Raw genomic sequence first — 12,477 nt, forward strand, 5'->3', positions numbered from 1 at the left:
GCGGCGGCGGGAAGGCTGTGCCCCGCAAGCTGAACGCCTGCGGCGCCGGAAGCCAGCGCGACATCCAGCCGGTCGTTCACGACGATTTGCCCGGGCGGCACTCCAAGGCGGCACATCTCCCGCACAGCATGGTACAGCTCATTTGCGGTACACGACTTCTCGCGCAAATGGATATAATCCACAAAGGGATGGACGGCGGCGGAGATAAGGACAAAGCTGTCCAGCGATGTCCCTCCGCCGGAAATGAGATGGATTTCAGGCTCGGTTTCCCGGATCTCCACAGCCCCCGATAACCGGGGAACGGAATCTTTTTCTGAACTCATGGCGATGTTTCGCCTCCCGTGTTTCTTTTATCCCAAACCGCACCAAAAAACCGCCCTCCCGAAGGAAGGCGGCTGGAAACTGCAATGGGTTCGAGCCGTAAGAGGCCCGGATGCAGATATTCACTCTCCACTTCCCTACGCTGGTCCAAACCAGATCAGGTTCAAAGGGTCCGAACCGTTCGTCCGTCTCAGCCTTGCGGCACCCCTAGTGTCCGTGCTATGCAATTATCGATCCTCCACAGCGTATCATAATTTTCCTTTTAATACCACTGTTTCATGCAAAAAGCCCATCCGCATCATGGGGACCGGATCTTTGCGTTACATGATGTCAGCCGTTGACGATTTCGCCGCCATTCACATGAAGGACCTGGCCGGTCACATACGAAGAATCATCGGAAGCCAGATAGATAAAAGCCGGTGCCAGCTCTTCAGGCTGTCCAGGGCGCTTCATTGGCTGCGTTCCGCCGAACTCGCTGACCTGCTTCTCGTCGAAGGTGGACGGAATGAGCGGCGTCCAGATCGGACCCGGCGCGACCGCGTTGACACGAATGCCTTTATCGACCAGATTCATGGCGAGCGAGCGGGTGAAGCTGAGGATTGCGCCTTTGGTGGACGAGTAGTCCAGCAGCTGAGGATTACCTCTGTAAGCGGTAATCGAAGTTGTATTGACGATGGTCGATCCCTGTTTCAAGTGGGGCATCGCCGCTTTTGTCAAATAGAACATCGAGAAAATATTGGTGCGGAACGTCCGCTCCAGCTGCTCGGAGCTGATATCCTCGATCTTCGCTTGCGGATGCTGCTCCGCAGCATTGTTGATAAGAATATCAAGCTTGCCCAGACCCTCAACAGTTTTGTTTATCAGGTCCTGACAGAATGCTTCGACGCCGATATCGCCGGAGACAAGAACACATTTGCGTCCTTCCTGCTCGACCTGGCGCTTCGTCTCCTCCGCGTCGGAATGTTCGTTCAGGTAGGATATGACCACATCGGCTCCCTCCTTGGCAAAAGCCACGGCTACCGCGCGGCCGATGCCGCTGTCTCCGCCGGTGATCAGGGCCGCTTTGCCCAGCAGCTTGCCTGCCGCTTTGTATGCCGCTGGTTCGTATTTAGGACGCGGCGTCATCTCCGATTCCAATCCGGGCTGACGATCCTGATGCTGGGGCGGTAAAGTCTTCTGGCTTTGCTGATTGCTCGTAGACATGTTGCATTCTCCTTTCGAAAAGTTGTAAAAATTAGACTTTCCTTAGGATGTCTTGGGGGTTGACAATTATTCAATTTCCTTACGATATTTAACTTAACCAATTGCCGGAAGATCAATCACGGGGAGAATCCATGCATCATGAATCTCCACAAACATAAAACGCCCTCTCCCAAGGGAAGACGGGCGCAAATCGGACGAGCTTAGCGCGGCTATTCAGATAATCTCGTCAAAAACCATAAAGAAAACCATAATCAGCAAGCATACGGCCAGAAGCGCGCTCAATGTGCGGATTTTGCCGGTTTCGCCGGAGACGTCGCGGCTCTGCTTCATGCCCGAGGCCGCCAGCCGCAGCGGTCTGCTCATAATGCCGCCCAGGGCGAACATGGCAAGCAGCAGCAGGGAGACAATAATCATCCACGGGACCGAGTACTCTCCTTTGGTCATCATGTAACCGCCTGTGAGCAGTTGAATGACCAGGCCATACTGGGCAAAGCGGTTAAACCCGCTGACTGCGCTAAGCGTCCCCTCCCTGGCTGCCGCAGAAAGCTTCTCGGTCCGGCCCAGAATGAAAGGCAGCACCAGATAGAAACCAACCGCCAGGGTGCCGATCATATGTAAGAACATTAAAACGCTCCAGTCCATACCATATCCCTCCCGATAAATCTATGACATATGTTATATCAATAATAATTATAAACAATAACTTCTCAAACACAAAAGAAAATCCCCATTTTATCCTAAATAAAATGGGGATGCGTTCATACTTTTGTCAATTACACATGCGAATTCCTTCCTACATGTGCTGGATTACTTGATCAGCGAACTCGGAGCATTTCAGCTCTGTCGCTCCTTCCATCAGCCGGGCGAAATCATAAGTTACCGTTTTGTTGTTGATGGCCGTTCCCATGCCTTTGTAGATCAGATCGGCGGCTTCCTGCCAGCCCAAATGCTCAAGCATCATGACGCCGGACAGAATAACCGAACCGGGATTCACAACGTCCTTGTCCGCATATTTCGGAGCCGTACCGTGGGTTGCTTCAAAAATGGCATGTCCGGTCACGTAATTGATGTTCGCTCCCGGAGCGATGCCGATCCCGCCGATTTGCGCCGCCAGCGCATCGGACAGATAGTCGCCGTTAAGGTTCAGCGTGGCGATAACGTCAAAATCCGTCGGACGCGTCAACACCTGCTGCAACGCGATGTCGGCGATGGCGTCCTTGATGATGATTTTGCCATCCTGCTCCGCCTGCTTCTGAGCCGCATTCGCCGCGTCAGCGCCTTCGCGCTCCTTGATTACATCGTACTGGTTCCAGGTGAACACCTTGTCGCCGAACTCCTGCTCGGCCACCTCATAGCCCCAGTTCTTGAACGCGCCCTCGGTGAATTTCATAATGTTGCCTTTATGCACAAGCGTGACGCTCTTCCGGCCATGCTTGACCGCGTATTCCACCGCTGCACGCACGAGGCGCTTCGAGCCTTCGGAGGATACCGGCTTGATGCCGATGCCCGACGTTTCCGGGAAGCGGATCTTGCTTACGCCCATTTCTTTTTGCAGGAACTCGATCACTTTCTTGACCTGCTCGGTTCCTTCCTGATACTCGATGCCGGCGTAGATATCCTCCGTGTTCTCCCGGAAAATGACCATGTCCACAAGCTCCGGATGCTTCACCGGGGAAGGCACGCCGTCGAAATACCGTACCGGACGCAGACATACGTACAGATCCAGCTCCTGGCGCAGCGCCACGTTAAGAGAACGGATGCCTCCGCCAATCGGAGTCGTCAGCGGTCCCTTGATTGCGACGATGTACTCGCGGATCGCTTCGAGCGTATCGTTCGGAAGCCATTCTCCGTATGTATTGTACGCTTTCTCTCCGGCGAACACTTCATACCAGGCAATCTTCTTGGTTCCGCCGTAAGCTTTCTCAACGGCCGCATCCAGCACCCGCTTGGAGGCTTTCCAAATGTCGCGTCCGGTTCCGTCGCCTTCAATAAAAGGAATGATCGGTTGATCGGGGACCTGCAGCTTGCCATTGTCAATCGTAATTTGCTCGCCCTCTGTCGGCAGTTGGTACTTTTCGAGTTTCAGCATTAGTGTGTAATTCCTCCTTAAAAGTGGTGTGGAGCATACGCTTCTTGCCAGCTTCCGGCTGCAGACCGGCTGGAAGAAGCGCACGCCCTTCAGCGGCCCATTATCTGCCGCAGCCCGCCCTTCCGCTAGAGGACAGGCATGCGCAAAGGCTGCTTATCTTTCGTTGACCGGAACGTATTTCTGCTCCACAAGACCCGTGTATTCCGCGCGCGGACGGATAATGCGGTTATCTTCATACTGTTCGAGAATGTGAGCGGTCCATCCCGATACCCGGCTGATGGCGAAGATCGGCGTAAACAGCTCGCGGTCTATGCTTAATTGAGTATACACGGAGGCGGAATAAAAATCGACATTGGGCTTGAGGCCTTTTTGTCCGGTCACCATCCCTTCGATCTTCACGGACATGTCGTACAGCCTCGTATCTCCCTTGATCACGCCCAGTTCGCGCGACATTTTCATCAGGTGCTTCGCGCGCGGATCGCCGTTCTTGTAGACGCGGTGCCCAAAGCCCATAATTTTCTCCCTGCGATCCAGCTTGCCGCGGATATAAGGCTCCACGTTGTCAATGCCGCCGATTTCCTCCAGCATCTTCATCACGGCTTCATTCGCGCCTCCGTGCAGCGGGCCTTTGAGCGCGCCGATCGCCGAAGTGACTCCAGAATATATATCGGACAGCGTCGCGACCGTCACCCTTGAGGCAAAGGTCGAAGCGTTAAGCTCATGATCGGCATGCAGCACCAGAGCCGTGTCCAGAGCCTTGACCGATACCATATCGGGCTGCTCGCCCCGGAGCATATATAAAAAGTTCTCGGCGATGGAGGCGCCGGGCTTGGGCGCAATAGGCTCCAGCCCCTTGCGGATCCGCGCCAGCGCCGCAACGATCGTCGGAATTTGCGCCTGCAGCTTCACGGCCTTGATTTCATTGGCGCTGCGGCTCATATCATCGGCAGCCTCATCGTACAGCGCCAGACTCGATATGGCGGAGCGCAGCGCGGCCATGGTGTTGGCATCCTTCGGATACAGCTTCATCTGCGCGATAAGCGGCTCCGGAATCGCCGCAAAATCACTGAGGTCCCGCTTGAGCTTCTCCAGCTCGGCCGTTGTCGGCAAGCTGCCGAACCAGAGCAAGAAAGCGGCTTCTTCAAAACTGGCATTCTCTGCGAGATCATCGATATCATATCCGCGGTAAGTGAGCACGCCATCCACAATCGAGCTGATGGAGGATGCGGCCGCAACGATGCCTTCCAATCCCTTTATAACTGTCATTGTAAGATCTCTCCTTTTGCCAAGTGGGTATTAGAGGTGTAAACCCGTGAAAACATTTACAATTTAAAGTAATTAAAAAATGATAGCGCATCATAAAGCCCACCGCCCCGAGAGGGCGAGGATTTAAGGGTCAATCCAAAAATAAAGCCTTTAATTATCATACCGGAAATTGTAGATTACGTGAACTGTACGGAAGCTTTGCAGCGCATCAAATGATTTTATCGGAGAGATAGAAAAATGCTTCCTTACGAACGTGCATAAAGCATGCCTTTCAGCTTCAACCGTCACAAAAAGGGGATGAATCCTCATTCACCGGAATATACATTAAGGCAGGGACGAGCATTGTACCAGCCGTTCATTACCGCGATGAAAGGAGAATCGGCATGGACCGCCTGACGCTAACGCGGCTGCTGAGAGGCCTGTGGGTCCTTCTCGCCGCCCTGCTTGTCCTGTTCAGCCTCTATGTGCTGCTTCCGCTGCTTTACCCGCTGTGCCTGGCCTGGCTGCTCGCATACAGCATACGTCCGGTTGTAGAAGCCCTGAAGCGGCTGCGGCTGCCGACATGGCTTGCGGTTATTCTCTCGCTTGCGCTATATATCGGCTCTGCGGGGATTGTGCTTACCGCGCTGGTTACCCGGCTGGTCAAAGAGCTGGCCGCTCTTGCCCAAACCTTCAATCTGCACGCGCCGCAGTGGCATGAACAGCTTCAATCCTGGAGCCGAAGCAACCGCCTTCAAAATATCATTAACCAAATCAACCTGTTCTACAACAGCAATCCGGATTATCACTCCACCATCGACAGTCATATCAGCAAAACGACCGAAACGCTCGGGGTAGCCGCGACCCGGCTCGTTACCGGCGTCTTTAATCTGATTGTGAAGCTGATCGCTTCCCTTCCTTCGCTTGGAACGGTGCTGATTGTCGTCATTCTGGCCGCCTTTTTTCTCGCCACAGGCTGGGAGCGGCGAGGCCGAATGCTGTCAGTCATACTGCCGGACGGCTTTCGCGGCGCGGCCGCCGAAATCTGGATCGATCTGCGGAGAGCATTCTTCGGCTATCTGCTGGCGCAGCTTGTCCTGATCTCGATCACAGGAGCCATTGTTATCGTCGGCCTGATGCTCCTGGGCGTCAAATCGGCATTCGTGCTTGGACTGATGATCGGCCTTGTCGATCTGATGCCCTATCTTGGCGTCGGCATCGTGATGATTCCCTGGGCTCTCTACTCCTTTATGACAGGCGATATGCAGCTTGCCATCGGTCTTTCCGTGCTGTATGGCATTACTTTGATTACCCGTCAGGTGCTGGAGCCGAAGCTGCTGGCCAGCAGCGTTGGCCTCGACCCGCTGGCCATGCTGATCGGCATGTTCGCCGGTCTGAAGCTGCTTGGCGCGGGCGGCCTGATTCTCGGTCCGGTTGCGCTTGTCATTGCTGGCGCCTTTTGGCGGGCAGGCGTCTTCCGCAGCCTGCATTCCTATATTCTCAGCGGCAGATTGCGCTGAGAGGGCAGCGCAAGCTTACCTCACGGGCTGTCGGCTGTTATACAACAACAAAGAGCGAAGGCCCGATGGATTGCCGGATGCCTTCGCTCTTCTTTGTCAGATATGGATTCGAGAACTTGGTTATCTCTTATAATACGTAAACGTGCCATTCTTCATTTTCTTCTCAATCCATTTCAGCAGAAATCCGCGGTATATTGGCCGGGTCAGGGGAAAAACCAGAGTGAAGCCGATAATATCCGTGATAAAGCCCGGGATAATCAACAGCAGCCCCCCGAAAAAGATGCATAACCCGTCCAGCATGGTCCGGCCCGGAATTCTGCCCTCCTGCACCTGCTGCCGGCTGTCCTGCAGCACCTTGCTGCCTTCAAAGCGCATCATCAGCAGACCGATGAGAGAAGTCGAGATCAGCAGCAGCAGCGTCTTGGACGCTCCGAACCAGGACGATACCAGAATAAAGCCGAATAGTTCTGTGGCCGGGATAATAAATAACGCCGCCCACAGCCAGTTTCTTTTAATCATATCGTCCCCTTTTCTTCGCGCAGCGCCTTCATGATTGCGCCGTAAACTTCAGGCAATGTCCTGTCCAGCCGCACGGGCTTCAGCTCCCGGTTAACCCAGGCATGACCTGTGGAGCCGGTGACCAGCAGGTCTCCGGCTGCCAAGGCCTGGAAGCCCGCCGCAAACGGTTCCCCATTATGGTTATGCGAAGCAGCGGCATCCGTTCCTGGCAGACCGCTTCCGGCCAGCTTCTGACCGGGTATCCGCCGAACCTCATATTCGTAAGTCAGGCGAACCGGAGTGAAGGATGTCATACGGGTATAGACAACGACCATGTCGTCATATTTCGCGGATCGTTTGTAGCGCAGTTCCGCCGAGGTGACGGGAAGCAGCACGCCCTTGTTCTCCAGCTCAAGATAGGTAAAGCCGAGTTCCCGCAGCATCTCGGTCCGGCCGATTTCAAACCAGTTCAAATAATTGGAGTGGTAGACCACGCCCATCTGGTCGCTCTCCTGGTAACGGACCCTGAAGGAGGCGGCATGCCAGGGGCCCTGCGCACAATCTTGGGTTTCCATGCATGATATCCTCCTTTCCTTTGATTAAAAATAGCTTATTCCGTGTTATATTTCAAGTTGCGTGCCAAATCCTTCGGCGGCCGCGGACCGCTTTCTGCGGGAGCTTCAGCAATTCTCCTCATGCTGTCTTATGTCCTCCCCGTCATGGTCCCTGAAGCAACATGCAAAAAGCAATGGCGAAAAATGCCATTGCTTTTGTATTTGAAATCTATAGCTTGCAATAAGGTTAGACTTCAGTTATGAGGTTACCGGCAGTTACTCCGTAATTTGCTCCACTTTCACCAGGTTGGTGGAACCGGAATGTCCGAGCGGAATGCCTGCTGTGATGACAACCAGGTCGCCTGCAGCAACAAGGCCGGAAGCTTTGCCGCCCTTGACAGCCGTTTCCAGAAGCTCATCCGTGGAAGAAGCCGGGGAACCTTGAACCGGCGTTATGCCCCATACAAGAGCCAGTTGGCGCATTGTTCTTTCCTGAGTCGTTACCGCGATGATCGGAGATACCGGACGGTACTTCGAAACTACCCGGGCAGTGTGGCCGCTGACCGTCGAGGAAATGATCGCTTTGGCGTTCAGATCCAGCGCCGAGATGGCTACGGATTGGCTGATCGCTTCCGTTACTGTCGTCTTTTGGGCAATTTGCTGTTTCAGGAAAATGTCGCGGTGGTTCAGCGCGGATTCGGCTTTCTCGGCGATGCGGGACATCGTCAGTACCGATTCTACCGGATATTTACCGGCAGCCGTTTCACCGGACAGCATGATCGCGTCGGTTCCGTCGAAGATGGCGTTGGCCACGTCACTCGCTTCTGCGCGGGTTGGACGCGGGTTGCGCTGCATGGAATCAAGCATTTGCGTAGCGGTGATTACCGGTTTGCCCGCAATGTTACATTTTTGAATCATCAGTTTCTGTACGAGCGGCACTTCTTCCGCCGGAATCTCAACACCAAGGTCACCACGGGCAACCATCAGGCCATCGGAAACCTCAAGAATTTCGTCGAGATTGTCGACACCTTCCTGGTTTTCGATTTTGGAGATGATTTGGATATGGCCCGCGTTATGCTTCGCGAGAAGATCGCGAATTTCCTTGACATCGCTGGCTTTGCGAACGAAGGAAGCGGCGATAAAATCGATGTCCTGTTCGATCCCGAAAATGATGTCGTTGGTGTCTTTTTCCGTAATACCAGGCAGGGAAATAGCAACTCCGGGCACGTTAACGCCCTTCTTGCTCTTGATTGTTCCGCCGTTGACAATACGGGTCTTGATTTCCGTGCCTTGAATGTCGACAACGGTAAGTCCGATGAGGCCGTCGTCAATGAGAATCGTGGAACCTACTTTAACATCCTTAGGAAGATCGGCATAAGTTACGGAAATACGATTTTTGTCGCCAAGAATCTCTTCCGTAGTCAGGGTCAGGTACTCGTCCTGCACCAGTTCAATCGGCTCCACTTCCAGCTTGCCTGTGCGAATCTCAGGTCCTTTCGTATCGAGCAGGATGGCAACGGTCTTGTTCAGTTCCTTACATGCCAGACGGATGTTCTTGATCCGCGCTCCATGCTCTTCAAAGTCACCGTGGGAGAAGTTCAGGCGTGCCACATTCATTCCGGCCAGAATCAATTTCTTGAGGTTCTCCAACGATTCACTTGCAGGACCAATCGTACATACAATTTTACTTTTCCGCATTAGTTTTCCTCCGTTTTTTTGTTTCTCTCTGTCTCGCTTTTTCCAACTACAAAATCTACTACAAACTTGTCCAATTGAATAGGAACTATGTCATATGCAGTATGGACTGCGCCCTTATGAATATTACTTCAACCGGACGGTAAAATCAATGTTTCTGCGGCTTTTTCATTCAAATTAGCGTCGTCGCAGTCAAATAAAAAATAACCCCGAAGCGGATTCGGGGTTACGGAATGCAGAGTTGTTCGGGAGCCGCAGCTCCAAACAAAGATGTTCAATGCTTACTCCGGACTAAGCGCGGGTTCTTCGGCAATAGCTTCTTCCGCAGCCTGCGATTCCGCGAACTCCCCGATCTTCCGGAACTTCCGGTAACGGTCCTCCTTAAGCTCGTCGGCATCCAGACCGCTCAGCTCATGCAAATGCCGGACGATGGCATTCTTGATGGACGCCGCCGTGCTCTCGTAATCGCGGTGCGCCCCGCCCTTGGGCTCAGGGATCATCTCCTCGATGACTTCCATGGCAAGCAGATCATCCGCCGTGATCTTCATCGCTTCCGCCGCCTGGTCGGCCTTCGTAGCATCCTTCCACAGAATCGACGCGGCGCCATTAGGCGAAATGGCGGAGTAAATGGCATGCTCCAGCATCAGCACGCGGTTGCCCACGGCCATCGCCAGCGCGCCGCCGCTGCCGCCTTCGCCGATAATTACGCAGACGACAGGCACGCCGAGTCCGGACATCTCGCGCAGATTGCGGGCAATCGCCTCCGATTGGCCCCGCTCCTCCGCAGTGTTGCCGGGATAGGCGCCCTTCGTATCGATAAAGGTAATGATCGGACGGCGGAACTTGTCCGCCTGCTGCATCAGACGAAGCGCCTTGCGGAAGCCCTCGGGATGCGGGCTGCCGAAGAATCGGGCGATATTGTCCTTCGTGTCCTTGCCGCGCTGCTGTCCAATTACGGTAACCGGTATCCCCTCCAGCTTCGCAATGCCGCCGACGACCGCAAGGTCGTCGCCGAACATCCGGTCGCCATGCAGCTCGATAAAGTCGGTGAAGATAAGCCCGATCAGATCAAGCGAGGTCGGACGGCCGTGGTGCCGGGCCAGGTGCATTTTCTGCGACGGAGAAATATGGGAATAAATCTCCTCCTCCAGCAGCTTGTATCGTTCCTCCAGCCGGGCGATTTCGTCGGTGAAATCAATCCCCTTCTCATCCCCGAACTGCTTCAGCTCCGTAATTTTCTTGCGCATATCAACGAGAGGTTTTTCAAAAGGCAAGTCCCCCGCCATTCTAAAATCCCCCCTTCACGTCATGCAGCTCCAGAATTTTGCTGAGCATAGAGCGCATTTCCTTTCGGTGCACCACCAGATCAAGCTGGCCGTGCTGTAAATTGAACTCCGCCGTCTGGAAATCATCCGGCAGCTTCTGGCGGATGGTCTGTTCGATTACAATGCGTCCGGCAAAACCGAATACGGCTCCCGGCTCCGCAATATTGATATCGCCCAGCGTCGCAAAGCTTGCGGACACGCCGCCTGTCGTGGGGTCCGTAATTACGGATATGTACAATCCTCCGGACTCGCCCAAACGGGCCAGCGCCGCGCTGGTCTTCGCCATTTGCATCAGGCTCAGGATGCTCTCCTGCATCCGGGCTCCGCCGGAAGTCGAGAATATAATCATCGGCAGCTTTCTTTCCGTCGCTTCCTCGACGGCGCGGGTAATCTTCTCCCCCACCACCGAGCCCATGCTGCCCGTAAAAAATTCAAAGTTCATGACCGCCACAATAACCGGATGGCCGTCGATGCTTCCCTGTCCTGTAATCACGGCGTCAAGCTGGCCCGATTTCAGCCGCTGCTGCTCCAGCTTCGTGCTGTATCCCGGAAATTCAAGCGGGTCCACGGACGTCATCTCCGCGTCGAACTCAGTGAAGCTGCCCGGGTCCAGCGTGATGGCAATCCGTTCCGGAGCGTTCAGCCGCAGATGATGGCCGCAGGCCGTACATACCTTGAGATTCTTCTCCAGCTCCTTACTGTACTGGATGGAACCGCATTTGGGGCACTTGCTCATCAGCCCTTCGGGGATTTCCCGCTTGGGCCTTTCCCCCTCCGCAGGTGTGCTCGGCTGCTCCAGACGCTGCGAAGGAACTGTCGCGTATTTCCTTTTCTTCTGAAACAAATCTTTAAACAAGAGTCGCACCTCTTCAGCCGTTTATTTGCCTTAGGCAGCTTCTACAACGTATGACTGCTCTAGTGATGTAAATCTAGGGATGTAAAATCAGGTTAAGCACTTCCTGCACTTCATCAAGCTCGCCGGAAGGAACCAGAATCTCAAACTGCTGCTTGGACATATTGACAGGACGACATTTTACCAGAAATCCCTCTTCTGTCAACTTGCTCTTAATCATATCCGCCACTTTGGCGGTCGGCGCAATGTAAATGACCGTCCACATGTCCTGACGAGGCCTCCCCATCTCGATTCCAAAGCCGTATCCCGTATAATGGAACCATGATAACACAATTTTCTTTTTTCCTGCAACAAAAGAGGGAGGAGGGGAACGCGGGAAAGACCGCGCCGGATTCATACTCTATGGCTCGATTTCGGCCGGATTTGCCCTGTCGGGATACACCTTCGCCCCTTCGTGACGGTGCGCGATTCTTGCGGAAGCCGCAGCGGCTATGCCGGCGACCAGATCGTCGAGAAAGACATGAATTCCGTCCTTACGGCCGTTCAGTTCGCCGATGACGCCCAGCTTGATTTTGTCCAGATAACCGAAGCCGGTCAGGCCGATCATGCCATAAACGCCGGTGATGCCAAGCGCCAATGTCTCGTCCGCTCCGTAAAGCGACTCATCGGCCTCCATAATCGCCTGGAAGGGCTGCGGCAACTGCTTCTTCTCCGCCAGCTCATCCAGCGTGATGCCCGTCATCAGCGTATACTGCACCTCTCTTTTGCCCAGGACGGCCTTGACGCTCGCTGTACACTCGTCCCCGCTTAAATTCGGATAATAGGACGACTGCAGCTTGTATACGATCTCGGCAATCGAATCAATGGAAACGCCTCTGCGCTCCAATAAATCCACCGCCAGCTGGTAGGACATCATCATTCCCCTTTCCGCAAGTAAAGCCTGTGGTTCCCTAATGTATGCGAAAAAGAGGCGAAATGTTCTTATTTTATTCTTATTGTTCCCTGTCCGAGCAGCGATTCGACAAGACCGAACAGCTCCGGCGACGGTTTGATCCGAAAGCTGTCGCTCAGCGCGATCAGCCTCTGCGCCCGTTCGTAGAACAGGAGCGTGGGCACCGCTCCGGGATGGCGCTGCAGCAGCTCCTTCAGCTGCGGCAGCAGGCCGCCGTCCTCC

General features: G+C 54.3%; 14 protein-coding genes and 1 riboswitch. Of the genes, 1 reads left to right on the forward strand and 13 read right to left on the reverse strand.

Annotation, left to right across the window (positions count from 1 at the left end; translation table 11 throughout):
• From L692_RS0117270 to citZ, 5 genes are all read right to left on the reverse strand, one after another.
• Positions 1–323, reverse strand: a 323-nt coding sequence (locus L692_RS0117270; protein WP_025701359.1) for a thiamine phosphate synthase, incomplete at its 3' end; no start/stop codon positions are given.
• Between the two features lie 115 nt (positions 324–438).
• Positions 439–540: riboswitch (TPP riboswitch) on the reverse strand.
• A 111-nt stretch (positions 541–651) separates the two neighbouring features.
• Positions 652–1,524 carry an SDR family oxidoreductase gene (locus L692_RS0117275; RefSeq protein ID WP_025701360.1) on the reverse strand — a complete coding sequence of 291 codons (873 nt, stop codon included), beginning with the start codon at positions 1,522–1,524 and terminating at the stop codon, positions 652–654.
• A 213-nt stretch (positions 1,525–1,737) separates the two neighbouring features.
• A complete protein-coding gene (locus L692_RS0117280) occupies positions 1,738–2,166 on the reverse strand; it encodes a hypothetical protein (RefSeq protein WP_025701361.1) in 429 nt (142 codons plus the stop codon).
• A 151-nt stretch (positions 2,167–2,317) separates the two neighbouring features.
• Positions 2,318–3,613: an NADP-dependent isocitrate dehydrogenase gene (gene icd, locus L692_RS0117285; protein ID WP_025701362.1), complete on the reverse strand. Its 1,296-nt coding sequence runs from the start codon at positions 3,611–3,613 to the stop codon at positions 2,318–2,320.
• Positions 3,614–3,766: 153 nt separating this feature from the next.
• The gene (gene citZ / locus L692_RS0117290; RefSeq protein ID WP_025701363.1) at positions 3,767–4,879 is read right to left on the reverse strand and encodes a citrate synthase; all 1,113 of its coding nucleotides are present in this window, start codon (positions 4,877–4,879) and stop codon (positions 3,767–3,769) included.
• 383 nt (positions 4,880–5,262) lie between these two features.
• Between citZ and ytvI the strand changes: the two genes are divergently transcribed.
• Positions 5,263–6,378 (forward strand): sporulation integral membrane protein YtvI, encoded by a 1,116-nt coding sequence (gene ytvI, locus L692_RS0117295; protein WP_025701364.1) that lies wholly within the window; start codon positions 5,263–5,265, stop codon positions 6,376–6,378.
• A 120-nt stretch (positions 6,379–6,498) separates the two neighbouring features.
• On the opposite strand, the gene L692_RS0117300 is transcribed toward ytvI, so the two are convergent.
• From L692_RS0117300 to L692_RS32910, 8 genes are all read right to left on the reverse strand, one after another.
• Entirely contained in the window at positions 6,499–6,897 is a 399-nt protein-coding gene (locus L692_RS0117300; protein ID WP_025701365.1) for an FxsA family protein, read from the reverse strand.
• Positions 6,894–7,451, reverse strand: coding sequence for an acyl-CoA thioesterase (locus tag L692_RS0117305; RefSeq protein WP_025701366.1), 558 nt, complete (start codon positions 7,449–7,451; stop codon positions 6,894–6,896). The genes L692_RS0117300 and L692_RS0117305 overlap by 4 nt, the downstream gene beginning before the upstream one ends.
• Positions 7,452–7,706: 255 nt before the next feature.
• Positions 7,707–9,128 (reverse strand): pyruvate kinase, encoded by a 1,422-nt coding sequence (gene pyk, locus L692_RS0117315; RefSeq protein ID WP_025701367.1) that lies wholly within the window; start codon positions 9,126–9,128, stop codon positions 7,707–7,709.
• Positions 9,129–9,406: 278 nt separating this feature from the next.
• Complete coding sequence (locus L692_RS0117320) at positions 9,407–10,411, reverse strand: acetyl-CoA carboxylase carboxyltransferase subunit alpha (RefSeq protein ID WP_025701368.1); 1,005 nt, start codon at positions 10,409–10,411, stop codon at positions 9,407–9,409.
• Between the two features lies 1 nt (position 10,412).
• On the reverse strand, positions 10,413–11,306 hold the full coding sequence (accD, locus tag L692_RS0117325) for an acetyl-CoA carboxylase, carboxyltransferase subunit beta (RefSeq protein ID WP_025701369.1): 894 nt from the start codon (positions 11,304–11,306) through the stop codon (positions 10,413–10,415).
• Between the two features lie 73 nt (positions 11,307–11,379).
• Positions 11,380–11,568, reverse strand: a complete 189-nt coding sequence (locus L692_RS0117330; protein ID WP_025693333.1) for a hypothetical protein — start codon at positions 11,566–11,568, stop codon at positions 11,380–11,382.
• 135 nt (positions 11,569–11,703) lie between these two features.
• A complete protein-coding gene (locus L692_RS0117335; protein WP_025701370.1) occupies positions 11,704–12,216 on the reverse strand; it encodes a phosphatidylglycerophosphatase A family protein in 513 nt (170 codons plus the stop codon).
• 68 nt (positions 12,217–12,284) lie between these two features.
• A partial coding sequence (locus L692_RS32910) for a hypothetical protein (RefSeq protein ID WP_025701371.1) occupies positions 12,285–12,477 on the reverse strand: 193 nt, incomplete at its 5' end.

The sequence above is a fragment of the Paenibacillus forsythiae T98 genome, assembly GCF_000520735.1.
GTDB classification, from domain to species: domain Bacteria; phylum Bacillota; class Bacilli; order Paenibacillales; family Paenibacillaceae; genus Paenibacillus_AQ; species Paenibacillus_AQ forsythiae.

Excerpts from the sequence above, each read along its gene's own strand:
- L692_RS0117275 (WP_025701360.1), bottom strand. The coding sequence starts at position 1,524 with ATGTCTACGAGCAATCAGCAAAGCCAGAAGACTTTACCGCCCCAGCAT.
- L692_RS0117280 (WP_025701361.1), bottom strand. The coding sequence starts at position 2,166 with ATGGACTGGAGCGTTTTAATGTTCTTACATATGATCGGCACCCTGGCG.
- icd (WP_025701362.1), bottom strand. The coding sequence starts at position 3,613 with ATGCTGAAACTCGAAAAGTACCAACTGCCGACAGAGGGCGAGCAAATT.
- citZ (WP_025701363.1), bottom strand. The coding sequence starts at position 4,879 with ATGACAGTTATAAAGGGATTGGAAGGCATCGTTGCGGCCGCATCCTCC.
- ytvI (WP_025701364.1), top strand. The coding sequence starts at position 5,263 with ATGGACCGCCTGACGCTAACGCGGCTGCTGAGAGGCCTGTGGGTCCTT.
- L692_RS0117300 (WP_025701365.1), bottom strand. The coding sequence starts at position 6,897 with ATGATTAAAAGAAACTGGCTGTGGGCGGCGTTATTTATTATCCCGGCC.
- L692_RS0117305 (WP_025701366.1), bottom strand. The coding sequence starts at position 7,451 with ATGGAAACCCAAGATTGTGCGCAGGGCCCCTGGCATGCCGCCTCCTTC.
- pyk (WP_025701367.1), bottom strand. The coding sequence starts at position 9,128 with ATGCGGAAAAGTAAAATTGTATGTACGATTGGTCCTGCAAGTGAATCG.
- L692_RS0117320 (WP_025701368.1), bottom strand. The coding sequence starts at position 10,411 with ATGGCGGGGGACTTGCCTTTTGAAAAACCTCTCGTTGATATGCGCAAG.
- L692_RS0117330 (WP_025693333.1), bottom strand. The coding sequence starts at position 11,568 with ATGTGGACGGTCATTTACATTGCGCCGACCGCCAAAGTGGCGGATATG.
- L692_RS0117335 (WP_025701370.1), bottom strand. The coding sequence starts at position 12,216 with ATGTCCTACCAGCTGGCGGTGGATTTATTGGAGCGCAGAGGCGTTTCC.